At 72.5% G+C, this 22,693-nt stretch carries 18 protein-coding genes; 8 read left to right on the top strand and 10 right to left on the bottom strand.

The genetic code is table 11. From position 1 onward, the window contains the following. Positions 1–2: 2 nt before the first annotated feature. The 6 genes from C1703_RS11840 to C1703_RS11815 all read right to left on the bottom strand — a co-directional run bounded on the left by C1703_RS11840 (position 3) and on the right by C1703_RS11815 (position 9,256). Positions 3–737 carry a class I SAM-dependent methyltransferase gene (locus C1703_RS11840; RefSeq protein WP_114252129.1) on the bottom strand — a complete coding sequence of 245 codons (735 nt, stop codon included), beginning with the start codon at positions 735–737 and terminating at the stop codon, positions 3–5. After that, positions 734–1,981 (bottom strand): condensation protein, encoded by a 1,248-nt coding sequence (locus tag C1703_RS11835; protein WP_114252127.1) that lies wholly within the window; start codon positions 1,979–1,981, stop codon positions 734–736. Before C1703_RS11835 ends, C1703_RS11840 begins: the two co-directional genes overlap by 4 nt. Continuing rightward, positions 1,978–6,150: an alpha-(1->3)-arabinofuranosyltransferase gene (locus C1703_RS11830; RefSeq protein ID WP_114252125.1), complete on the bottom strand. Its 4,173-nt coding sequence runs from the start codon at positions 6,148–6,150 to the stop codon at positions 1,978–1,980. The genes C1703_RS11835 and C1703_RS11830 overlap by 4 nt, the downstream gene beginning before the upstream one ends. Continuing rightward, a complete protein-coding gene (locus C1703_RS11825) occupies positions 6,147–6,884 on the bottom strand; it encodes a class I SAM-dependent methyltransferase (protein WP_114252123.1) in 738 nt (245 codons plus the stop codon). The genes C1703_RS11830 and C1703_RS11825 overlap by 4 nt, the downstream gene beginning before the upstream one ends. Before the next feature lie 8 nt (positions 6,885–6,892). After that, entirely contained in the window at positions 6,893–8,044 is a 1,152-nt protein-coding gene (locus tag C1703_RS11820) for a glycosyltransferase family 4 protein (RefSeq protein ID WP_114252122.1), read from the bottom strand. 216 nt (positions 8,045–8,260) lie between these two features. Then, complete coding sequence (locus C1703_RS11815; RefSeq protein ID WP_114252121.1) at positions 8,261–9,256, bottom strand: DUF3068 domain-containing protein; 996 nt, start codon at positions 9,254–9,256, stop codon at positions 8,261–8,263. Positions 9,257–9,471: 215 nt separating this feature from the next. Between C1703_RS11815 and C1703_RS39245 the strand changes: the two genes are divergently transcribed. Together C1703_RS39245 and C1703_RS11810 are read left to right on the top strand one after the other, a co-directional pair. Then, a complete protein-coding gene (locus C1703_RS39245) occupies positions 9,472–9,624 on the top strand; it encodes a hypothetical protein (protein ID WP_010042314.1) in 153 nt (50 codons plus the stop codon). A gap of 3 nt (positions 9,625–9,627) precedes the next feature. Beyond that, on the top strand, positions 9,628–10,872 hold the full coding sequence (locus C1703_RS11810; protein WP_114252120.1) for a helix-turn-helix domain-containing protein: 1,245 nt from the start codon (positions 9,628–9,630) through the stop codon (positions 10,870–10,872). A gap of 42 nt (positions 10,873–10,914) precedes the next feature. Here C1703_RS11810 and C1703_RS11805 read toward each other — a convergent pair whose 3' ends face one another. Further along, complete coding sequence (locus C1703_RS11805) at positions 10,915–12,948, bottom strand: TerD family protein (RefSeq protein WP_198678412.1); 2,034 nt, start codon at positions 12,946–12,948, stop codon at positions 10,915–10,917. 238 nt (positions 12,949–13,186) lie between these two features. On the opposite strand from C1703_RS11805, the gene C1703_RS11800 reads away from it, so the two are divergent. Together C1703_RS11800 and C1703_RS11795 are read left to right on the top strand one after the other, a co-directional pair. Then, a complete protein-coding gene (locus tag C1703_RS11800) occupies positions 13,187–13,960 on the top strand; it encodes an IclR family transcriptional regulator (protein ID WP_114252118.1) in 774 nt (257 codons plus the stop codon). Beyond that, positions 13,957–14,805: an SMP-30/gluconolactonase/LRE family protein gene (locus C1703_RS11795; RefSeq protein ID WP_114252117.1), complete on the top strand. Its 849-nt coding sequence runs from the start codon at positions 13,957–13,959 to the stop codon at positions 14,803–14,805. Before C1703_RS11800 ends, C1703_RS11795 begins: the two co-directional genes overlap by 4 nt. Positions 14,806–14,856: 51 nt before the next feature. On the opposite strand, the gene C1703_RS11790 is transcribed toward C1703_RS11795, so the two are convergent. From C1703_RS11790 to C1703_RS11780, 3 genes are all read right to left on the bottom strand, one after another. Beyond that, positions 14,857–16,260: an FAD-dependent monooxygenase gene (locus tag C1703_RS11790; protein WP_114252116.1), complete on the bottom strand. Its 1,404-nt coding sequence runs from the start codon at positions 16,258–16,260 to the stop codon at positions 14,857–14,859. A gap of 220 nt (positions 16,261–16,480) precedes the next feature. Next, positions 16,481–17,710 carry a DUF6545 domain-containing protein gene (locus tag C1703_RS11785; protein ID WP_114252115.1) on the bottom strand — a complete coding sequence of 410 codons (1,230 nt, stop codon included), beginning with the start codon at positions 17,708–17,710 and terminating at the stop codon, positions 16,481–16,483. Beyond that, complete coding sequence (locus C1703_RS11780; protein ID WP_198678142.1) at positions 17,707–18,318, bottom strand: toxin-antitoxin system, toxin component family protein; 612 nt, start codon at positions 18,316–18,318, stop codon at positions 17,707–17,709. The genes C1703_RS11785 and C1703_RS11780 overlap by 4 nt, the downstream gene beginning before the upstream one ends. Before the next feature lie 234 nt (positions 18,319–18,552). Between C1703_RS11780 and C1703_RS11775 the strand changes: the two genes are divergently transcribed. From C1703_RS11775 to C1703_RS11760, 4 genes are read left to right on the top strand one after another with little or no spacing between them, the layout of a single operon-like run. After that, positions 18,553–19,911 (top strand): extracellular solute-binding protein, encoded by a 1,359-nt coding sequence (locus C1703_RS11775; protein WP_114252114.1) that lies wholly within the window; start codon positions 18,553–18,555, stop codon positions 19,909–19,911. Further along, positions 19,908–20,846: a sugar ABC transporter permease gene (locus C1703_RS11770; protein WP_114252113.1), complete on the top strand. Its 939-nt coding sequence runs from the start codon at positions 19,908–19,910 to the stop codon at positions 20,844–20,846. The genes C1703_RS11775 and C1703_RS11770 overlap by 4 nt, the downstream gene beginning before the upstream one ends. Then, positions 20,843–21,709 (top strand): carbohydrate ABC transporter permease, encoded by an 867-nt coding sequence (locus tag C1703_RS11765; protein WP_114252112.1) that lies wholly within the window; start codon positions 20,843–20,845, stop codon positions 21,707–21,709. Before C1703_RS11770 ends, C1703_RS11765 begins: the two co-directional genes overlap by 4 nt. Beyond that, a complete protein-coding gene (locus tag C1703_RS11760) occupies positions 21,706–22,677 on the top strand; it encodes an arabinan endo-1,5-alpha-L-arabinosidase (protein WP_114252111.1) in 972 nt (323 codons plus the stop codon). The genes C1703_RS11765 and C1703_RS11760 overlap by 4 nt, the downstream gene beginning before the upstream one ends. Positions 22,678–22,693: the final 16 nt, after the last annotated feature.

Raw genomic sequence — 22,693 nt, 5'->3', positions numbered from 1 at the left:
GGTCACGTCCTCCTGGCGTGCAGCAGCAGGATCGACGCCAGCTGCGGCCGGGCGCAGGCCAGCCGGTCCAGCGGGCGCAGCGGGCGCGGCACGCCGTGGAAGGGGGCGCCTTCGAGGGTCACGACGGTGAACCCGGACGCGGCGACGAACTCCCGCAGGGCGCGCGGGGTGTAGAGCCGCAGGTGGCCCACGACCTCCTTGCCCGGGCGGCCGTGGATGCCGCGCAGGCTGACCTCCGAGAAGACGGGTTGCACGCCGGCCAGCAGCAGGGCGCGGTTGTACCAGGCGGCCAGGTTCGGGGTGGAGAGCATCAGATGGCCTCCGGGGCGCAGGATCCGTCGGATCTCGTCCAGCGCGGCGTCCGGGTCGACGAGGTGCTCGATGACCTCGCTGAACAGCACGGCGTCGGCCGACTCGGCGGCGAACGGCAGCCCGCCGCCGGTGAGTTCGCCGCGGACGGCGTGGGGGACGCGGGTGCGGGCGCGGCGCAGGGCGTCCTGGGACCAGTCGACGCCGATGACGCGGTGGCCGGTCAGGAGCGGGGCGGCGGTGGCGGCGGCTGTGCCGTCTCCGCAGCCGATGTCGAGGACGGTGCGGGGGCCGCCGGTGGCCGGGCCGAGGGCCCGGGCCAGCATGCGGGCCTGGCGGAGGCTGCGCGGGGTGCCGGAGGCGACCGGCACGACCGGGTTCTCGTAGAAGTCGCGCAGGTCGCGGGGTTTCCCGGGGGAGGTCGTCACGGGGTGGCCTCCGTGGTGTGCAGATGGTGCTCGAAGAGGTCGCGGAGGTGGGCGCCGTCGCCGTCGCTGAGCAGGGCCCGGGACCAGCGCAGGGCGAGGTGGAGGCGGCCGGCCGTGGAGGCGGTGGTCACGGTCAGGCCGCGCGGCATGCGGGCCGGGGCGGAGAACCAGACCGCGTGCGCGCGGCCCGCCTCCTCGCCGAAGTCCAGCGGGTAGGGGATGCGGCCGATGTTGCTGAGCAGGGTCGTCGACGTCCAGGGCGCGGCGGCCCGGCGCAGGGCGCGGGTGAGGGCGGCGCGGGCGGCGACCGGCGCCCAGGGGGCGGTGAGGAGGGTGGCGCCGTGGCCGAGCTGGGGCCGGGGGAGGGCCTTCAGCGCGCGGGTCCGCTCCGCGGTGCGGCGGAGCAGGTCGGGCAGGTCGGGATCGGTCAGCTCGCCCGGCGCGAAGGGCACTTCGACCAGGCGGGTGCCGTTGCCGATGGGCATGCTCGTGTCGCGGGGGCGGTCGTCCACCGGCATGGTGATGCGCAGGGGGCGCGGCCGGGCGCCGTGCTCCCTGTTCCAGTGGGCGATGGTCAGGGCCGTGGCGACCATGAGCTGGTCGTTGACGGTGTAGGGGGAGCCCTTGGGGCGGTGCGGCAGGGCGAGTTCGGTGACGAGCATGCCGTTGCCCGGCGAGGGGTCGGGCGTGCCGCGCGCCACCCGCGCCGGGGGTGACCAGGTGGCCGGGGAGGCCGGGGTCTCCCGCCGGGGTTCCGCGGGACGGACCGGGGGCGCCGCGGGGGCGTTGTCCCGGCCGCCGTAGAGCTCCGCGGCCGTCGCCAGGACACGGAGGCAGGCCGGGCCGTCGAGGGCGGTGTGGTTGATGGTGAGGAAGAGGACCGAGTCCACCACTTCGAGCCGTATCGGCGGGGACAGCGACAGCGGCGGGGCCTCCGCCAGGGCCCGGGTCCTGGCGTCCTGGAGGGCTCGGGGGCCCGACGGGGCGAAGGTCACCACCTCCACGTCCGGCTCCGCCGTCAGCTCCCACTCGTAGCGCCGCCGGTACCAGGGCCCCCGTGCCTCCCGCATCAGGATCCGCGGGTGCCGGTACAGGGCCTCCGTGAACGCCTTGCGCAGCCGCGTCGGGTCGAGCGGCCCCGGGAGGTGGACCTCGATGTGGACGGTCTCCGGTTCCTCCTGCTGGAGGCAGTGCCGGGAGACCTCGTCCACCACCGGGAACGGAACGCGCACCGGTGTCGTCATGCGGGCTTGCCCTCCCCGGTGTCCGTCCTCGGCAGCTGCTGGGTCGGCGCCTCGGACGGCGGCCCTTCCCGCAGGCTCACCAGTCCCGCGAACAGGCCGATCAGCGCCAGCAGTTGGGCCACGTGCCCGAAGGCGCCCCCGCCCGCGCCCACCGGCTCCCCGGCGCCGAAGGCCGCGACGATCCCCGCCGCCGCGAGGGCCGCGAACGCGATCGGCACCAGCAGCGTGTGCCGCCGCGCGGCGAGCAGCGCCAGCGCCGGGACCAGCAGCGCGAACCAGCCCGCGATCACCGCTCCGACCAGCGTCAGCGCCACCGCGCCGAGCCACAGGCCGGGCAGCGGCGGAGCCGGCTGCGGCGCGTCCGGGTTGGGGGCCCGGCGGCGCCAGACGGCCAGGCCCAGCAGGACCGCGATGCCGACACCGCTGCCGATCAGCCCGGCGTCGTAGGTGGTGGCCGGCTCGTAGGACAGCTCGACCGAGCCGCCCGCCCCGGCCGGGATCCGCCAGCCCTGCTGCCAGCCGTCCAGCCGCACCGGGGTCAGCTCCTTGCCGTTCAGCGTGGCCCGCCAGCCCTCGTTGAAGTTCTCGTACGTCGTGAGGTACGAGGCCGCGCCCGAGCCGACCGTCACCCGGCGCTGGTCGCCCAGCCAGTCCCGGATCCGCAGCTCGCGCCCGGCCGCGGCCTCCTCCGGGACCGTCCCGCGCGTCAGGGTCACGTCCGTGAGCGCGAGCGGGCCCGCGTCACCGCCCTCCAGCCGGTGCTCGCCCGCGGCCAGCTCCACCTCTGCGTCCCCGCGGCCCTCCTGGCAGAGCGTCACCGCCACGCCCCGGCGCTCCACCAGGTCCCGCACGGTTCCCTTCACGCTCGACTGGTACAGCTCGCCGTCGAGCGCCACGTCCGGGCCCTTCCCGCAGGGCAGCGAGAACGTCCGGGTGCCGTCCGGCTGCGGGGTGCGGTACTGGTCGAGGGAGGGGATGTACGCCTCGGTGAGGCCCACCGGGAGGCGCAGGTCCTCGTCGGCGACCGGGTTGTGCAGGGTCAGCGGGGCCGTCTCGGTGACGGTGATGTCGAGCCGGTCGGTGGTGATGGGCGGGAAGCGGACCCAGCCGTTCTCGTCCACGCCGGCGATGGCCGCGCCGTCCGGGGAGCTGATGTGCACCTCGGACGCGCGGGTGGACAGGCCGCCCGCGGGGGCCAGGACCAGCTCGCCGACCGGCTGCTTGCCCTCCCAGCGCAGGTGGATCGTCGGCCGGTCGCCCGCGATCCACGCCGTCGTCAGGTCGCCGTCGGTGAGGTTGCGCGCCCCGAGGCCCGCGCCGAGGCGGGCCGTGGAGTCGGCGGTGGCGACGATCCGGGCCTGCTGCTCGGGCGCCACCTCGTACAGCAGCTCGTCGAGTTCCGCGCCCGGCACCGGCACCGCGGTCGCCTTCACCTCGTACGTCCCGGCGGCGGGGGTGGTGAAGCGGCGGTGCAGACCGGCCTCGGTGCCGGTCGCGGAGAGGCCGGTCGGGTCGGAGGCGCGGTGCAGGGAGACGACGGTGGCGGACGCGGTGGCGTCGTCCGCGTCGGCGGGCAGCCGCAGCATCCGCGTCACCCGCACGTCGGGCAGGTCGATCTCGGAGAAGCCCGCGCCCGTCAGCCCGGCCCGGCGCTCCACCGAGTCCGTGATCGTCAGCTTCATCCACCGGGTGGCGCCCTCGGGCGCCTTGACGCTCTGCGTCGTGCCGTTCGGCCGCAGGAAGCTGGTCCTCGCGCCCTTCTCGGTCTCCACCCGCACCTTCGTCGCCGCCGCCCGCACGCTCTCCTGCGGCAGCGGCGTGACCTTGAAGGAGGACGGCATGTCGTAGGAGCCGGTGAAGCCGATGCGCAGCCACTGCCCGTCCGGGGTGCCCGGCGCGCCCTCCGCCCACGCGGTGTCCGGGTTGCCGTCGAAGGCGTTCACCGGGTCGTACTGCGGCAGGTGGAACAGCCAGTTGCCGTACGACGACGCCGTCACCGAGCGGGCGCCGCGCAGCTCGGCCACCGTCTGGTGCTCGACGCCCTCGGTCGGCAGGATCTGGCGCGGCTTCTCGCCCGGGTCCTGCTGGGCGTCGGGCGCGTTGCGCTCGTCGCGCGTGTACGTGTACGAGGTGCCGGCGTTGACCACCCCGAACCGGGTGTCGGCCCGCCGCATCCCGTCGCCCACCACCTGCACGGCCGGCGTGCCGAGCCCGGGGTGGTTGTCGCCGGTCAGGACGGTCGCCCGGCCGCGCAGCTGGGACGCCAGCGGCAGCAGCGCCTCCGGTCCGCCGGACACCACGGCCGTGTCGGAGACCGGGGCGAGTCCGGCCTGCCCGGGCCGGATCACCTCGTCCCCCGTCGGCCGGTAGATCTCCACGGCCCGCTGCCGCGGGTACAGCCCCTCGACCTGGAGCGGCGCGTCCCGCGCGATCCGGCCGCCGGTCATCACCGGCCCGAGCCCCGTCACCCGCTCGTACCCCGACTGTTCGAGGGTGCGCTTGACGGTCGTGGTCGGCACGGAACCGATCTGGTCCGGGTCGAGGTCATTGCGCACGACGACGTAGTACAGCCCGGCCCGGCTCAAGTAGTCGGCGAGGCCCGGCACTTCGCCCCCGGTCAGCAGCGCCTGCTCGACGGCGTCCATCGCGCGCCGGTTGCCGGGCGTGCCGAACGGGACGTAGTCCCGCTGCGCCCACCGCGACTCGGCCAGCACGTCGAGCGGCTGGTCGATGGGCGAGCCCCAGGTGTAGATGCCGTGCGCGGTCGCCGGGACGACCAGGGCGCGGGAGTCGGGGGAGTACTTCTCCAGCCAGTCGGCCGTGGCCTGCCAGTAGGCGGGGAGCTTCTGGAAGGAACCCGGGTTGAGGATCGAGCCGTTGAGGTACGGCCACAGCAGCCCGGGCACGATCAGCACGGCCGCGACCAGCGGGGCGAACCGCCGGCCCCGCACCTGCCGGGCCCCGCGCGGCTCGGCCGCCACACCGACCAGGTGGGCCAGCCCCAGCGCGAGCGCCAGGGCGAGCCCCGTCTGGAACTTGTAGATGTTCCGGAACGGCGACAGCCACCCGTCCAGCCAGTCCTGCACGACGCCGTGGAACGGCGCCCCGAACGCCCCGCCGTACCCGGCGAGCAGCACCAGCGCCGTCACCAGCACCGTCAGCACCAGCCACCGCCGCTCGGGCAGGTCCCGCCGGGCGAGCCCGGCAAGACCCAGCCCGGCCGCGAGCGCCGAGCACACGACCACCAGGACGGAGGAGGCCACGGTCCAGCCGGCCGGCAGCCAGGCCTCACCGAAGTGCAGATAGGCCACCCAGTTCCCGGCGCCGCGCAGCGCCTCGGTCGCCGACATGGTGTCCGTGGTCGTCCGCGCGGTCTCTATGTAGGGGAGGAAGTTCTCGCCGTAGACGCCGAGCAGCAGCAGCGGCACCCACCACCAGGCCGTCACCACGATCACCGCCGGGGCCCACCAGGCGATCAGCTTGCGCATCCGCGGCCCCGGCGGCCGGGACAGCAGATACAGCCCGACCGGCAGCAGGGACGCCAGCGTCGCCGACGCGTTCACCCCGCCCATGAACGGCACGAGCAGCGCCGACCGCAGCGCCGCGACCCGGGCCGCGTACCGCTCGTTCGTCAGCGGCAGCAGCACCCACGGCAGGAACGCGCCGGGCAGCGCGGCGGCCGACGTCGACCCGATGACGGTCGTGAACAGCGGCCACAGCGCGTACGCCACGGCCCCCAGCAGCCGGGACGCCGAACTGCCCACCCGCAGCCGCTCGGCCAGCCTGAGCGCCCCCCAGAAGGCGACGGAGACGATCAACGACATCCACAGCCGCTCGGCCAGCCATACCGGCAGCCGCACCAGGTCGCACAGCCAGTAGAACGGCAGCATCGGCCACAGATAGCCGACGTACTGGTCCTGGATCCCGCCGAACCCGGCCCGGTCGTGCCACAACTGTCCCAGATCGGCGAGGAACTGACCCGGGTCGGTGGTCACCCCGAGCTTGGTGTCGAAGGTCTGCCGCCCCGGCCGCACCACCAGGAACAGCACGAACACCACGGCCCAGAAACCCAGCAGCCAGCGCCGCGACCGCGGGCCCTCGGGGGGCCCGGACGCGGTCGCGGTGGTGGGGACGGCTGCCGGTGGAGGAGCCTGGACCGTGGTTGTCATGTAGGACACCGCCGCAGGATGAGGAGGAGGTTCCAGGTGGCGAACTCGCGGATGCCGGGCGCCTTGACGACGGCTTCCGCGAGGAACGGCCAGTAGCGGGAGCGTGCCGAGACGACCGTGACGTCGTCCCGGGCACGCACCTGCCGCAGGGTGGAGCCGATGTGCACCGCGAAGAGGTTCTCGCCGAGCGTGTGCTTGGCGGGCCTGCCGGTCCGCCGCAGGTAGCGGGCCCGGGCCCGCTCGGCACCGAGGTAGTGCCACGGGGCCCATTCGTGCCCGCCCCACGGCGACAGCCAGTTGGTGAACGACACGTAGATCAGCCCGCCGGGCCGTGTCACCCGGGTGAGCTCGCTGAGGAACGTCTCGGGGTCGGCCACGTGCTCCAGCACGTTGGAGGAGAACGTGACGTCCGCGACGCCGTCCCGCACCGGCAGCAGGTACCCGTCGGCGACGACGGCCGACTCCGGGGGCTTCTCGCCGAGTTCGGCCAGGTCCGGCTCGAAGAGGAACGCGTGCGCCCCGCGCCGCCGGAACTCCTCGGTGAAGTAACCGCTGCCGCCGCCGACGTCCAGGACGGTACGCCCGGCGACGGACCCGTCGTAGGCCTCGACCTGATCGACGGCGTCCCGGGCGAGCAGGGAGTAGCACGCCTCGGGATCGTCCTGTTCGTGGAGGAAGGCACGGAACAGGGCGAGAGATCTTCGAAACGAGGGGTCTTTCGCCCAGGGACGCATGGGTCGTGTCACGGCCCCCAGCCCCTCACCGCCTCCGCGGCAACGGCCCTGAACTGCCGCACCGTCCGGTCCCACCGGAACTGCGCAGCCCGTTCCCGCGCCGCCTTGCCCATCAACTCCCGCCGCCGCCCGGACAGGGCCAGCGCACACCAGGCCGCCGCGAACGAGGACTCACCCCGCGCGAGGACCCCGGTCTCACCGTCGATCACGGAGTCCTTCAGCCCGGGCACGTCGAAGGCGACCGCCGGTGTCTCCCGCGCCGCCGCCTCCGTCACGACCAGCCCCCATCCCTCGACGGCCGAGGGATGCAGCAGCAACCAGGCCGAACACAGCAGCCGATGTTTCTCCGCCTCCGACACGTACCCGGTGAACTCCACGCCGGGACCGGCCAGTTGCTCCAGACGGGCCCGCTCCGGCCCGTCCCCGACGATCACCAGCCGCCCCCCGGTCACCGGCCGCACCCGCTCCCACAACCGCAGCAGCAGATCGATCCGCTTGTACTCGACGAGCCGCCCGACGGCGACGAACAACGGCTCCGGCGAGCGCTCGGCCCGCGGCCCCGGCTCCTCCACGCCGTTGTGCACGACCCGGATCCGGTCCCGCTCGACCCCGATCGCCCGCAGCGCGTGCGCGGTCGAGGAGGACACGGCGACGAGCAGGTTCCGCTGCTGCGCCCCGGTCAGCGCCCAGTGCTCGAGTCTTCGGCCGATCCGCGCCGCCGGGGCCAGCGGCCCGCCGAAGCGCATCTTCCACAGATCCGTGTGGACGTGGTTGACCAGGCACAGCGTCGGCCCCTGGTGCCACAGCGGCGCCAGGTACGGCATGCCGTTGCACACCTCGACCAGCAGGTCGCAGTCACCGACCTGCCGGGTGAAGGCCGAGCGGGCGCGCAGATAGTGCCCGTACGGGCCGCCCGCCGACACGACCCGGTAGTCGCGGAAGGAGGCAGGTCCCCCGCACAGCAGGGTCACCTGGTGGCCCAGGCGGGTCAGTCCGTCGGCGAGCTTGTCGACCAGCAGCTCGGAGCCGCCGGCGGACGGGTTGTCCAGGTCGCGGTGGGCGAGGAAGACGATCCGGCGCGGATGTGGGGGGAGCGCCGGAGGGTGCTGCGGCGCGCTGGGGGACGCGGCGCGCAGCTGGGACGGCACGTGCTGGGGCATGGGTGCTCCAACTCGTCTCGGGGTGCGGAACTCAGGTGGGGAAACGTGGGGGGTGTGGTTGTCGCAGGGGGTCGGCCTGTGGGGGGCCTGAACTCTTCCTGGGAGGGGAGTGTGGACGGGTTGTGCTCGGGTGGGGTTGGACAGTTTTCGCCCGGACGTTCGCCACGGCTACTCACCGACGTGACAATTTCCGGCTTTGTTAGAGCTGACGTCACATCACATCGTGAGGGTGGGCTGGGGCATATCGGATGAATCGGACGGAACAGGCTGCTCCGGCTCCTTCCGCCCACGCGCCACGAGAACCCCACCGACCACCGCGAGCACGAAACCACCCACGGCCGCCCCGATCGGCAACGTCATTCCCACCAGCCGGAGTTGACCGCTGTCCCGCTTCGCCTGCCGCACCGCCTCCTTCTGTGTCGCCGTCGTGAAGGAGATCTTCCGGCTGTCCAGCAGCACCGCCGCGTCCTTCTTCCCGCCCGGCGCCCGCAGCGTCCGCTTCGGCCCCGTCTGCGCGTACAGCACCCGGCCGGTGGCCTGGTCGACGACCAGCTCGAAACCGTGGTTGGAGTACCACTCCTCGGCCAGCACCTGCGGCCGGTTCGGCTGGTCGACGAGGGTGCCGGGCACCATCCGCGTGCCCGTCCTGGTCGGCGGCACCGAGCCGGTGAACTTGTAGCCGGTGTAGCCCTGGACCTTCTCGGTGCCCCGGTAGCGCAGCACGACCGTGTCGCCGAGGGTGTTGTCCCACCACTGGTAGGAGCGTTTCTGCACGTCGAAGGGGAACTTCAGATAGGCCTCGCCCTCGATGTACGGCTTCTCGCCGCAGCAGTGCACGGGGCGGGTGGTCTTCCGGTCCATCACCCAGCGGTGCGGGGTGAAGTCCAGCGCGTCGTGCGGATCGGCGGCCGGCAGCGACTTGTCGGTGTCGACCGTGGTCGTCACGTCCCAGACGGCGTTGCCGCTGCGCTCGCTGTCCGCGACGTTGCCCCGCACCCGCTGGGTCACGGTGATCTTCCGGTCGGGCACCGTCTCGATCCGGTCAGTGTCGAAGACGCTGCCCCGGCCGGTGTAGACGGCGGTCGTGTCGATGTCGATCGGGTTCACCGCGGCACGCGGCTGCACGTACCAGGCGAGCAGTGGCGCCAGCACCAGCAGGAACGTGCCGAGACCCAGCAGGACCAGGGAAAACGGAGAGGTAGTACGGCGCATCCGGGCACTCCAGTGGCTTGGGACGGCTCGACGTACGAGAGGACCGGCACGGCGGAGAAAACGGCGCGTGCGGCTGGGCCGGGAACCGTAGGCGGCTCTTGACGGGGTGTCAATGCTTGTCGAGACTGGGCGGCGACAGGCAGGGACGGGGTGCCGGGGTGGGGCAACCTCCGGACCACATCCGGACGAATCCGGACAGAGAGGCTGACCCTGCGATGTCCAGACTGCTCGCTGCCGCGCTGACCGTCGCGCTCGCCGCCGCCCTCGCCGTGGGCGCCGCGCTGGGCGTGGTCGCGCTGCTCGAAGCCACGCCCGACCAGCCGAACACGCCCCTGATCACGTACGAGCAGGCCGGGCAGGGGAGTTGACGGATGACGGCCGCCCGCACCGGAACCGTCACCACCCGCTCGGCCTGGCACGACGTACCGCGCTTCCAGGTGCGCCGGTTCGCCGCGATCGCCATGGCCGAGGCGCCCGAACTGGCCGAGGAGATCCTCCGCGAGATCCAGCGCGAGTACCCGCACCTGCCCGTCGTCCTCGACGACTCCGGCGAGCCGATGGCCCTGGTCGGCATCCGCCGCGCCATCGAGGTCTTCGTGCAGCACCTGGAGAACTCCGAGGGGCGCCCGACCGTCCCGCCGGGCGTCTTCCAGGACTTCGGCCGCGGCGAGGGCCTGAACGGCCGCTCCCTCGACTCCCTCCAGGCCATCTACCGCCTGGGCGTCCGCATGGCCTGGCGCCGCTTCGCCGACATCGGCCAGCGCGTGGAGATCCCGCCCCCGGCGATGTACGAACTCGTCGACGCGGGCTACGAGTACCTGGACGGCCTCGTCGACCAGTCCGTGCGCGGCTACGCCGAGGCGGCGGCCCGCCAGGCCGGGGAACGCCTGCGCCTGCAACGCCGCCTCATGGAACTGCTGCTGGCCGAACACCACCGCGGCGACCCCGCCGAGGCCCTGACCGAACGGGCCGCCCGGATCGGCTGGCCCCTGCCCGAGAAGGTCGCGGTCGGCGTCCTGCTCCGCCCCGCCCGCGAGGCGATGGCCCCCGCGGTCGGGCAGGGGGTCCTGCTCGACATGGAGTACGAACAGCCCCGCATGGTCGTCCCCGAGCCGGACGCGGCGGGCCGCCCCGAGCTGCTGCACCGCGCCCTGGCCGGCTGGTCCGGCGCGATCGGCCCACCGGTCCCGCTCACCGACGCGGCGAAGTCGCTGCGCTGGGCGGAGGCGGCGGTACGCCTGATGGAACGGGACCTGCTCCCCACGGGCGAGGTCCTCTACTGCACGGAACACACCGAGGCCCTGGTCCTCCTCCAGCCCGAGGAGCTGATCGACGACCTGGCCCTGCGCTGCCTGGCCCCCCTGACCCACTGCGGCCCCACCCACGGCCGCCGCCTCGCGGAAACCCTCCTGGCCTGGCTGGAGACCCGCGGCGGCGCCCCCGAGGTCGCCACCCGCCTCGGTGTTCACCCCCAGACGGTCCGCTACCGCCTCCGCCAGATCCGCGAACTCTGGGGCGGGGAGATCGACGACCCCGACCGCCGCTTCGAACTGGAACTGGTGCTGCGGGCGCAGCGGTTGCGGGGGGAGTTGGGGGTGGTGCGGGGACGGCGGTGAGGCGGGCCGGTGCACTCGGCGATGCCCACCGCCACCGCGCTGTCACACCGCGGCCCGCTCCTTCGCCGCCACCGCAGCCGCCCGCCCGGCTGCCGGAGCGTCCAGGTGGACCACCACCGAGGTGTAGAACCGGTGCACGGCGTCGTCGACGCTGCGGATGAAACCGGACTCGGCGCTGCCCCGGCCGCTGCCCATGCTCTTGAAGAGGGACAGCCGGAACCCGGTGATGCGGGTGGCGCTGTCCTTCGGCAGCAGATCGGCCGGTTCGGGTCGCAGCCGCTCCAGGGTGCCCCGGGGGCCACCCGTCTCGCCCTCCACCAGCGTCTCCACGTGCAGATCCGCCGGCGCCTCGGCGAGACGGCGGACCAGACGCTTGGCCCAGGTCAGGGGGTAGCCCTGCTCGGGCGCCGGGATCTCCACGGACGTGCGCAGCTTGGCGGTGCGCAGATCGGCGTTGACGGTGAGCAGGCCGGGCGCCCCTTCGACCCGCAGCTCCGCCTGGAGCCTGCCCTCCAGACACAGCTGGTCCGCCAGGCGGGCCCGGCGGGCCCCGGGGTCGGTGCCGCGCCGGGCGCGTTGGGCGGGCAGCACCTTCTGCCCGAGTTCACCGCCGAGCCGCAGGCAGACCTGGCGGATGAGCCGCTCCCAGCTCTCGACGACCTCCAGGGCGCGGGGGTCGCCCAGGCAGAGGGTCTCGTCATCGATGCCGTTGCGCACCGGTACCCAGGCCGAGCCCATGTTCTGGAAGCCGTGGCAGCCGGAGTTGTCGTGCTGGAGGTAGTGCAGCAGTTCCTGGAGCAGCCAGGCGTGCGCCGCGTTCCCGACGCCCTCGTGCCGGATCAGCATCTGGGCCTGGTGGGCCACTTCGGCCCAGGACAGGTGCCAGAGGGCCACCTGGTGCTTGCGCCGCCGGTCGATCTTGACATCGACGAGTGGGCTGCCCTCCAGTGCGACGTCGTTCGACAGCGTGATCACGGCCTCGTAGCCGCGCCGGGCGGCGATGTCCATGTAGGCCTGCACCTGGTCGGCCTTGAGGGCGTTGCCGTTGGTCTTGGTCTCGACGAGGGCGGTCCACAGCTTTCCGGCGCGCTCGACGCGGATCACTCCGTCGGGGCGGCGGGGCGTCTCACCGTGCGGCAGGGAGACCTCGGTGAAGGTCTCCATGCGGCCGGCCGGCGCACCGAACGCGGCGGTGAGCCGCCTGCCGAATTCCGGCACCTGGGCCATCACCGACAACAGCACCGAGGTGGCGCGCATCTCCCGCTCCCGGTCGCTCTTGAGCACCGAGACGGGGAAGAGCCGGGCCGACTTCCAGGACTCGTTCTCCGCCAGGCTCTTCACCGGAGCCTTGGGCAGTGTGACCTTCTTCTTCGCGGTCCGCGGCCGGGCCGTCCGCTTCTTCGGGGCGGCTTCCTCGTCGGCGGGCGGACGGGGTGCCGGGACGGCCTCCAGCGGAGTCGCCTGCGGCGGGGCTTCGGGTGCCGGGGCGGCGGGTCCCTCCGCGGCCGCCGTCCCGGACTCGGTCTCGTCGTCCGCCTCGTCGTCCTCGACGTCGACGCCGAAGTCCGTCGCCAGCCCCGCCAGCCCGCTGTCGTAGCCCTGCCCGACGGCCCGGAACTTCCAGTCCTCCGCGCGCCGGTACAACTCGCCGAAGATGATCGCGCTCACCGGGCCCGGGTCGTCGATGACGAACCGCAGCAGGCTCTCGCCCCCGGCGTCGGCCAGCGTCACCTTGAGGTCGTCCAGCTCGGCGAAGCGGGCCTGCTCGTAGCGGCTCGCGGCGACGACGATCCGCTCCACGTCGGCCGGGACGGCGGTCAGGTCGAAGCTGATCCTGTCCTCGCTGCCGTCCGCCGTGGGCTCCTTGCCCAGCAACTGCACGCTGCCGTCGGCGGCCACCGGGTTGTTGTAGAAGTAGAAGTCGGCGTCGCTGCGGACCTTGCCCTTCGCGTCCAGCAGCAGCACGGACACATCGGCGTCGCCCTCACCGGTCGGGCTGGACCAGCCCAGGCTGACGATCGCGGAACCGACGTTCTCGCTCAGGGCCGCCAAAGAGACGTTGGAGCCCATGGTCATGTCGTGCACAGAGATCCCCCCACCCTTGCGACACCTGTGACGTGTCGCACACCGGGCACTCTAATGTGCACACAACGTGCTCGTGGCGTGCTCGTCGGTTTCCGCCCGCCGCGCCTCTGCCCATTGCCCGGGCAAACCTCTATGGCTAGCCTGTGTTCGTCATGCCGATCGCCTGTTGATATCTCGAACACCGGGATCCGAACACAGGCGCCTGAGACACATAGGGAGGGGGCCGGTCGTGGGACGCCTCGTACCAGCAGTGACCCGGGCTCTCGACATTCTCGAGCTCTTTCTCGACGGGGACGGGACGCTCTCCGCCCCGGACATCGTGCGCAAGCTCCAGCTGCCGCGCACCACCGTGCACGAGCTGGTGACCACGCTCGCCGCCCGGAAGTACATCGTCCCCGTGCCCGGACAGCCGGGACGCTACCGGCTGGGCGTACGCCCGTACCAGCTCGGCGCCCGTTACGCCGAGCAGCTCGACCTCGCGGCCGAGGGCCAGCTCGTCGCCCGGTCCGTCGCCGAGACCTGCGACGAGACCGTGCACGTGGCGATCCTGGAGGACACGGACGTCATCTACATCGCCAAGGTCGACTCCACGCACGCCGTGCGGATGGTGTCGGCCGCCGGGCGCAGGCTGCCGGCGCACTGCACCTCCGTCGGCAAGATGCTGCTGGCCTCCCTTCCCGAGCACGAGCTCGCCGCGCGGATCCCCGACGGCGCCGAGCTGGTCGCGATGACCCCCAACAGCATCACCGACCCGGCCGCCCTGCGCGAGGCCCTGGCCGAGATCCGTGAGCGGGGCCTCGCAGTGGAGCGCCGCGAGTCCAACCCGGACGTGAGCTGCGTGGCCGCCCCGGTCCGCGACCGCACCGGCCAGGTCGTCGCCGCCCTGTCGATCTCCGTGCCCATGATCCGCTGGAGCGAGGAGCGCCGGACCGAGCTGGAGCAGCTCGCCGCGAAGGGCGCCGCCGAGCTGTCCGAGCACCTCGGCCACCGGAGCCTGGCATGACGAGGCCGTACGAGGTCGCGGTACGGGCCGAGGCGGAGCTGGGCGAGGGCCCGAGCTGGGACGCGGCGGCCGGCCGGCTGCTGTGGATCGACATCCTCGGGTCGCGCGTGCACACCTACGACCCGGCCACCGGGCGGCGCACCACACGCCGCACGGAACAGCACGTCGGCGCCGTGAAGCCGCGCGCCGGCGGCGGGCTCGTACTGAACCTGCGCGACGGTGTCGGCCTCCTCGACCCGGACGGCCGCTTCCGCTGGCTGCACCACGAGCCGGTCCCCGGCCGCCGCGCCAACGACGCGACCATCGCGCCCGACGGCGCGCTGTGGGCGGGCACCATGCGCTACGACGAGGCGCCGGGGGGCGGCACGCTGTCCCGCGTCACCGGCGAGGGCACCGTGGAGGTCGTGCTCGACGACGTCGCCGTCAGCAACGGCACGGGGTGGAGCCCCGACGGGCGCCTCATGTACTACATCGACTCCCCCACCCGGCGGGTCGACGTCTTCGACTACGCGGACGGGCGGATCTCCGGCCGGCGGACCCTCGCCGTCATCGAGGAGGGCGCGGGCTTCCCGGACGGGCTGGCCGTGGACGCCGAGGGGTGCGTGTGGGTCGCCCTGTGGCAGGGCTCGGCGGTGCGGCGGTACACCCCCGGCGGTGAGCTGGACCGGGTGATCGAGCTGCCGGTGCCGCTGGTGACGGCCTGCGCGTTCGGCGGGCCCGGCCTGACCGACCTGTATGTCACCACGGCCCGTACGGGGCCGGCCGAGCCGCCCGCCCTGGCGGGTTCCCTGTTCGTGGTGCCCGGGGCGGGCAAGGGACTGGCACAGCCCGCGTTCGCCGGCTGACGAGGGGCGGGGCGGCCGGGAGCGCGAACCGGACCGCACCCGCCCCCCGTCTCAGCCTCCCGTCCGGTCCAGCCGTCGCAGGACCGCCCGCTCGTCCTCCGTCAGCGGCGCCCCCACCGCCGCCGGCAGCGGCGGCCCGCTCAGCGTCGCCAGGACCGTCGAGGGCCGCAGCAGCCGCGTCGGCCCCGCCGTCATGCTCGTCACGTCCCAGACGGCCGACGCCGCCGTGTACGAGCCGGTCGCCGTGCGGATCATGCGGCGGGTGCAGGCGGTGACCAGCCGGTCGGCGATCCCGGGCGAGCCGCCGCGCGTCCCCGGGTACCAGACGTCCTGGCTCACCGCCATCGTCCACGCGGCGTCCACGGACCTGGCCGCCCGCCGCTGCACGCGGCGCGCGAGCCCGGGCGTGTCGAGGCCGGACCGCCGCAGCTCGCGGTCCAGCTCCCGGGCGCCCAGCGCGGCCACCGACATGCCCTGCCCGTAGGCGGGGTTGAACATGGCCAGCGCGTCACCGAGGACGACGAGGCGCTCGGGCCAGGAGCGCACCTTCTCCAAATACCGGCGGTGATTGCTGGTGCTGCGGCTGACGTGGACGTCGGTGAGCGGCTCCGCGCCGGAGATCAGCCGGCCCACGATGGGGTCGGGCAGGTCCAGGGTGTACCGCAGGAACGCGTCGGGGTCGGACGGCGGTTCGCCACCGCCCCGCGTGCCGGCGAGGCTGACCATCCAGCGGTCGCCCTCGATCGGCAGCACCATGCCGCTGCGGCCGGGCCGCCCCTGGTACGGGTCGGCCTGCACCATGGTCAGGGGGAAGCGCCCGGCCCCCTCGGGAGTGCGGTACAGGCGCGTGGCGTTCACCAGGCCGGCGTCCACCGTCCTCTCGCGCACGTCGTCGACGCCCAGCCCCGCCAGCCAGGTCACGATCCGCGAGCCGCGTCCGCTCGCGTCCACCACGAAGTCGGCGGCGAGGTCCTCCTCCCCGGCGGCGCTGGAGAGGCGGACCCCGGTCACGCGCTGCCGCGACCCCGTCAGCTCCAGCACCCGCGCCTTGCGGATCACCACCCCGGTGCTGTTGTCCAGCACGGCGCCCCGCACCGCCCAGTCGAGCAGGGCCCGGGTGCAGGTCAGCATCCGCGGTCCGGGGTGGCGCCAGCGCCGGAACCAGCCCTCGGGCGTGAGGGCGACCATGCCCGAGCCGAGCGGTATCTCGTGCGCGCCGGCGGCGAGCAGGTGCTTGCGCATACTGACGCCCGGCACGAGATCCTCCATGGCGGCCAGGCCGCCGGCCATGAGGAGATGCGCGTGACGTCCCTGCGGCAGGCCCTTGCGGTGCTCCGGCCTCTCGGGCAGATCGTCCCGGTCGAGCACGACCACCTCGTCCGCGACGGCGGACAGGGCCGCCGCGGCCAGCATGCCGGCCAGACCCGCACCGATGACGACAGCTCTACGCGACATGCGACTCCTCGCACTCAGCCATGAAGGCTCCTTGGCCCTGCGGGCACTCCCCGACGTCCGGCCACGGCCGTGCGGGCTCACAACGCCGTCCGCCGACCCGGGTTTTCGAGCCATGTGGGCCTCGTTCCGGACGGCTCTCACCGTACCTTCACGCACCGTGCGCGCGGCCCCTCGTGCGGGGACCGTCGAAAATCGGCCGGGCGGTCCCCGGGGGACGCGGTCAGCCGGTGCGTGACTTGCCCTCCGTGTGGTCGTGCGCCAGGGCGCGGATCGCCCGGAGGTCCTCCGTGCGGCGCAGGGCCCGGGACAAGGCGCCGATCTCGCGCAGCAGTTCCGTGGTGTCATGGGCGCCGGTGCCGTCGTCCTCCGGTGTCCGGGTCCCGGCGTCGGCCGCGTCCTGGATCGCCGCGACGGCGGCGAGCACCTTCGCCCGGCCGGGCGGGTGGCCGAGGGCGAGGGCGGCGTCGTGGAACCGTTCGCGCCGGTCCTCGTCGATGTGCCGGGCGAGCGGCAGCAGCACGTCGCGGATGAATGTCTCCCGGCGGACCAGTCGCAGCTCCGGCGTCGCACGCAGCAGGAACGGGACCCCGGTGCCGTTGACCGTCTTCATCAGCAGGTACAGCGGCCGCAGTTCGTGGTGGGCGAGCCGGACGTGCCAGCGGCCGTGCAGGTACTGCCCGGCGTGCGGGAGGATGAAGCCGACCGCGATGAGCACGGCGGACAGGCAGGCGAACGGCGGCGCGACGGCCGTGCTCAGCCAGTCCACGTCCCGCCCCGACCAACGGGCCACCACGGCACTGATCTTGGCGGCGTCGAAGAGCAACTGCGCCGCGTAGCCGACGCCGAGGAACTTCAGCCCCCAGCGCAGCAGCGCGTCGAGCCCGTCCGTGCGGACCCAGTTCCAGATCAGCCCATTGGTGACCAGCGCGGCCGTGGTGTGGGCGAGCAGGTAGAGCACGATCACTTCGCGCATGTACGGGGTGTTCGCGTAGTACGTGTCGAGGTCCCGCAGCCGCTCCTCCGGCACCTCCGCGAGGGCGAACAGCACCCACATCGCGACGATCACACCCGAGTAGACCGCCACGACCCCGCGCATCGCGCGCCGGGTGCGGTCCGAGCGGTCGGACGGGCCGTGGCGCCAGGAGATGATCAGCAGCAGACAGAAGGCGCAGAACGCGGTGAGCAGCGAGTAGACCCAGGGGCCGGAGAAGTTCGCCACCCCGGTGAGCCGGTTGACCCGCGCGATCGTCGAGGGCGCCACGAAGACGAACACCGCGAGGGCGAGCAGCAGCAGCCCGCCGACCGCGCGCAGCATCGGGTCCTTCCAGAGCCGGATGACGCTCGGCAGCTTGATGGCCAGGGCGGCGGCCAGCACTCCCGCGGGGATCCACCAGAAGTTGGGATAGAACTGGTTGACGAACTCGACCGGGGTCAGCGCCACCGTCGTCACGGTGCCGCACCTCCCCGCGGCCCCCGGTAGTACAGCGACCGCTGCACGGGGCCCAGGGGCACGTCCGGCCCGCGCTCACCCGGCAGCAGCGCCCGGCACCCCGCCGCCAGCCGGTGCCCGAAGGCGTCGGCATCGGCCTCGTCCCGCTCCCGGGAGCCGTTGCGGGCGGCCACCGCCAGCGCGACGTCGTCCCACCCCGGCCGGTCGGCGAAGGCGTGGGCCGCCGCCGCGCCCGCCCCGTGGTGATGCCCGTGCCCGGCGTGCAGATGCCACAGCTCGTGCCCGAGGATGACCAGCTGCTGCACGGCCTCGGCCCGCTCCTCGACGATGACGAGGTCGAAGTCCTGGAACTCCACCCACAGACCGGTCACTTCGATCTCGTCGGGGAAGCGCTCGAACCGCAGCTCGACCGGCCGCCCGCCGCGCCGCGCGCTCATCTCCTCGCACAAGGCCCGGCACAGCGACCGTACGTCGGTGGGGGCCTCGGGTCTCGCCCGGACCGCCGTGGCGAGTTCGGCGGCCAGGCGGCGCATGGCGGAGCCATGGCGCGAGCGCCTGAGCGCGGCGGTGACCCGGGCGGCCATCACCCGCGCGCCCGCGATGTCCATCGCTCCCCCTTCTCACCACCGGCCGACGGCTTCGGCGGCCCGTCCGAGACTACGCGCCTGAAAGTGTGCGCGTCATGCGATCCGATGTCGGTAGTTCAACGGGGAACGACCGAACTCGCCCAAAAGTCCTGTCCAAAGTTCGTGTCCTACCCATTGACGCGCAAGCGCTTCGAACCTACGGTCCCGTTCGAAGTTACGAGCGCTATTCGGGATATCGAACAGTAAGGGCAGGGCATGGGACGACCTGGCCTGAATCGCAGGCAGCTTCTCGGCGGGCTCGGCGGACTCACCGTCGCGGGCAGCTTCGGCTTCGCCGCACTCGGCACCGGAGCCGACGCACTCGCCTCGGACGCGCACACCCGGGTGCGGTACTGGAACCTCTTCAGCGGCGGCGACGGCTACAACATGATCGCGATGCTGAACGCCTTTCGTAAGGACCATCCGGACGTCGCGGTCAAGGACTCCACGCTCCAGTGGGGCAGCCCCTTCTACACCAAGCTCGCCATGGCCGCCGCGGGCAACCGCGCCCCCGACCTCGGCGTCATGCACATGGGCCGGGTCACCGGATTCTCGCCCGGCCGCCTCCTGGACGCCTGGGACGTCGACCTGCTCGCCAAGTACGGCGTCCGGAAGCAGGACTTCAACCCCCGGCTGTGGAACCGCGGCGTCATCGACGGCAAGCTCTACGCCGTCCCCCTCGACATCCACGTCCAGCTCTGCTTCTACCGCAAGGACGTGCTGAAGAAGGCGGGACTGCTGGGCCAGGACGGCCGGATCGTGCCCGTGACGTCGACCGGCGAGTGGTTCGACGTGCTCAAGGAGGCCAGGAAGGCCACCAAGAAGGGCCTGCAGACCATGGGCTTCTGGAACAGCGACCAGAACTTCCAGTGGTGGTTCTTCGTCGCCTTCTACACCCAGCTCGGCGGCACCTGGTTCAACGACGCCGACACCGAGGTCACCTTCGACACCGACAAGGCCGTCCAGGTCCTGGAGTTCCTGCGCCGCCACATCACCGACGGCTACGCCGACCCGAGCTTCGCGGGCCCGGCGAGCGCCGAACAGTTCGTCAACGGCTCCCCCTTCGTCTGGGAGGGCAACTGGTCGGTGCCGGTCTTCGACACCGCGAAGGTCGAGTACGGCGCGACCCCGCTGCCGCCCGTCTTCGGCAAGCCGGCCACCCACGCCGAGTCGCACGCCTTCGTCCTGCCGCACCAGTCCGACCGCGGCGGCCCCGCCAACGAGGGCGCCCACCGACTCGCCGCCTACATCGTCCGGCACGCGCGGCAGTGGGCGCTCGGCGGCCACATCCCCGCCTACCGGCCGATCCTGTCCACCGCCGCGTACAAGAGGATGAGCCCCCAGAACGAGTACGTCTCGGCCATGGACCACCAGGCCACCGAGCCCAAGGTGTGGTTCGCGGGATCCACCGGCATCCTCGCCCAGCGCGTCGGCCCCATCGTCGTCTCCTCCACGATGGGCTCCGCCCGGCCGGAGAGCGCCGCCCGCCGGATGAAGAGCGAACTCACCAGGCTGCTCGCGACGAAGAACCCCATGGACGGCAGGACCGCCGCGCAGGGAGGTGCGGTCGCATGACGACCAGCGCTCAGACCGTCATCGCCCCGGTACGCGCGGGAACCGCCGCCGACAGCGCCACCGTCCGCCGCAAGCAGGGCTTCCAGCACGGCGGCTGGTTCGTCGCCCCGTTCCTCCTCCTGTTCACGCTCTTCGTGATCTGGCCGCTGCTGCGCGGCGTCTACCTCAGCTTCACGGACGCCAACATCTCCGGCGACAGCGCGAACTTCGTCGGCCTCGACAACTACCGCGAGGCCCTCCAGGACCCCCTGATGTGGGACACCCTCGGCCACAGCGCCTACTTCACGCTGCTGGTCGTGCCCTGCATCACGGTCCTCGCCTTCCTCCTCGCGATGCTCGCCCACCACATCGAGCGCGGCAAATGGCTGTGGCGCCTGTGCTTCTTCGCCCCGTTCCTGCTGCCCTCCACCGTCGCCGCGAACCTGTGGCAGTGGCTGTTCAACCCCGGCACCGGCATGATCAACCACGTGTTCGGCCTCGACACACCGTGGCTGACCGACAAGTCCTACGCGATGCTCGCGGTGGTCGTCTGCACGCTCTGGTGGACGGTCGGATTCAGCTTCCTGCTCTACCTCGCCGCACTCCAGGGCATCCCCGACCACCTCTACGAGGCCGCCAAGCTGGACGGCGCGAACGCCTGGCACCGCATGGTCCACATCACCCTGCCGATGCTGCGCAACATCACCGGGCTCGTCATCGCCCTGCAGATCCTCGCCTCGCTCCAGGTCTTCGACCAGGCCGTCGTGATGATGGACTTCACCCCCGGGCCCGAGGAATCGACCCGCACCATCGTCCAGTACACCCTCGAAGAGGGCTTCACCAGCTACCGCGTGGGCTACGCCTCCGCGATCTCCATCATCTTCTTCGTGATCATCGCGTCCGTCGCCGTCGCCCGGATGTGGCTGCTGCGCAAGCGTGAGGAGGGCGTGCGATGACCGCCACGCAGATCCGTGTCAGGGCCCCGAAGGACCGCAAGCCCTGGACCCCCAGCCAGATCGTCCTCACCCTGGTCGGCACCGCCGTCTCCGTGGTGTTCATGGCGCCGCTCGTCTGGGCCCTGTTCACCTCCCTCAAGTCCGAGACCGAGGCCGTCGAGGTGCCGACGCACTGGCTGCCGGAGGACTGGACCAGCCAGGCCTGGACGGCCATCTTCGACACCGGCAACATCACCAACTGGTTCGTGAACTCCGTCGTCGTCTCCGTCTGCGTCACCGCCGTCGTCCTGCTGGTCAGCTCGCTGGCCGGATACGGCTTCGCCCGCACCGAGTTCCGCGGCAAGAGCGCCCTGATGGGCCTGGTCATGGCGGGCCTGATGGTCTCGCCCGCCGTCCTCGGCGTGCCGCTGTTCACCACCGTGCAGCAGATGGGCATGGTCGACACCTACTGGGGCATGATCCTGCCGCAGTGCGCGCCCGCCGCGATGGTCTACATCCTCTACAAGTTCTTCCAGGGCGTCCCGCGCGAACTGGAGGAGGCCGCGTTCATCGACGGCGCGGGCCGCTGGCGCGTCTTCTTCACCATCGTCCTCCCGCTCTCCCGCCCCTCCCTGGCCGCGGTCGGCATCTTCACCTTCATCGCCTCGTGGAACAACTTCCTGTGGCCGTACATGGTGACCAACAACCCCGACCTGATGACCATGCCCAACGGCATCGCGACCGTCATGAACTCCTACGGCATCCAGTGGGCCCAGCTCATGGCCGGCGGCCTGATGGCGGGCCTGCCGCTGATCATCGTGTTCGTCTTCTTCCAGCGTCAGATCGTGGCGGGCGTCGCCCACACGGGATTGGCGGGACAGTGACCCTGCGCAGCACCCTCACCGCCCTGGCGGCGGCCGCGCTCCTCGCCCTGCCGCCCCACACCGCACAGGCGGCGGGGACCTACCCGGACCCCCGCCCGATCACCGGCCAGGAGATCATCCACGACCCGACCGTCTCCCGCCTGAAGTCCGGCGGGTACGTCGCCTACTCCACCGGCGGCATCATCGGCGCCCGCCTCTCCGAGGACGGCCGGCACTGGACCGACGCCGGCAACGCCTTCGCCGAGCCGCCGGCCTGGTGGTACGAGTACAACGACAAGGCCGACCCGTGGGCCCCCGACCTCTCCCGGCGCGACGGCCGCTACTGGCTCTACTACTCCGTCTCCTCCTGGGGCAGCAACCACTCCGCGATCGGCGTCGCCACGTCCCGCACCGGCCTGCCCGGCACCTGGACCGACCACGGCAAGGTCTTCACCTCGGAGACGACCGACACGTGGAACGCCATCGACCCGGCGATCATCCGCGCCGACGGCAAGTTGTGGATGTCCTTCGGCTCGTACTGGACCGGCATCCGCATGGTCGAACTGAACCCGAAAACGGGCAAGGCGATCCCCGGTGCCGAGGTCCACCACCTGGCCACCCGTCCCGACGCCCCCTACGCCGTCGAGGGCCCGTACATCGTCAAACACGGCCGCCACTACTACCTCTTCGCGTCCTACGACGCCTGCTGCCAGGGCGTGAACTCCACGTACAAGATCAAGGTCGGCAGGTCGACGTCCGTGACCGGCCCGTACGTCGACAGCACGGGCAAGCCGCTCCTGGAGGGCGGCGGCGACCTGCTCCTGGAGGGTCACGGCCGCTACGTAGGCACGGGCGGCGAATCGGTCTTCAGGGACAGGGGCAAAGATGTCCTGGCGTACCACTACTACGACGCGCAGGACGAAGGCACCCCCAAGCTGGGGCTGAACACCCTGAGCTGGGACAAGAAGGGTTGGCCGAGTTTGCTTTAGGAGCGCGGGGAACTGC

Origin of the sequence: Streptomyces sp. Go-475, assembly GCF_003330845.1 — a bacterium.
In the GTDB taxonomy this organism is placed as follows: domain Bacteria; phylum Actinomycetota; class Actinomycetes; order Streptomycetales; family Streptomycetaceae; genus Streptomyces.
The sequence above is the reverse complement of the archived record's forward strand: the minus strand, read 5'-3'. Positions and strand labels throughout refer to the sequence as shown.

Excerpts from the sequence above, each read along its gene's own strand:
- C1703_RS11810 (WP_114252120.1), top strand. The coding sequence starts at position 9,628 with ATGACGGCCGCCCGCACCGGAACCGTCACCACCCGCTCGGCCTGGCAC.
- C1703_RS11805 (WP_198678412.1), bottom strand. The coding sequence starts at position 12,948 with ATGACCATGGGCTCCAACGTCTCTTTGGCGGCCCTGAGCGAGAACGTC.
- C1703_RS11790 (WP_114252116.1), bottom strand. The coding sequence starts at position 16,260 with ATGTCGCGTAGAGCTGTCGTCATCGGTGCGGGTCTGGCCGGCATGCTG.
- C1703_RS11820 (WP_114252122.1), bottom strand. The coding sequence starts at position 8,044 with ATGCCCCAGCACGTGCCGTCCCAGCTGCGCGCCGCGTCCCCCAGCGCG.
- C1703_RS11815 (WP_114252121.1), bottom strand. The coding sequence starts at position 9,256 with ATGCGCCGTACTACCTCTCCGTTTTCCCTGGTCCTGCTGGGTCTCGGC.
- C1703_RS11780 (WP_198678142.1), bottom strand. The coding sequence starts at position 18,318 with ATGGACATCGCGGGCGCGCGGGTGATGGCCGCCCGGGTCACCGCCGCG.
- C1703_RS11825 (WP_114252123.1), bottom strand. The coding sequence starts at position 6,884 with ATGCGTCCCTGGGCGAAAGACCCCTCGTTTCGAAGATCTCTCGCCCTG.
- C1703_RS11835 (WP_114252127.1), bottom strand. The coding sequence starts at position 1,981 with ATGACGACACCGGTGCGCGTTCCGTTCCCGGTGGTGGACGAGGTCTCC.
- C1703_RS11775 (WP_114252114.1), top strand. The coding sequence starts at position 18,553 with ATGGGACGACCTGGCCTGAATCGCAGGCAGCTTCTCGGCGGGCTCGGC.
- C1703_RS11765 (WP_114252112.1), top strand. The coding sequence starts at position 20,843 with ATGACCGCCACGCAGATCCGTGTCAGGGCCCCGAAGGACCGCAAGCCC.
- C1703_RS11770 (WP_114252113.1), top strand. The coding sequence starts at position 19,908 with ATGACGACCAGCGCTCAGACCGTCATCGCCCCGGTACGCGCGGGAACC.
- C1703_RS39245 (WP_010042314.1), top strand. The coding sequence starts at position 9,472 with ATGTCCAGACTGCTCGCTGCCGCGCTGACCGTCGCGCTCGCCGCCGCC.
- C1703_RS11830 (WP_114252125.1), bottom strand. The coding sequence starts at position 6,150 with ATGACAACCACGGTCCAGGCTCCTCCACCGGCAGCCGTCCCCACCACC.
- C1703_RS11795 (WP_114252117.1), top strand. The coding sequence starts at position 13,957 with ATGACGAGGCCGTACGAGGTCGCGGTACGGGCCGAGGCGGAGCTGGGC.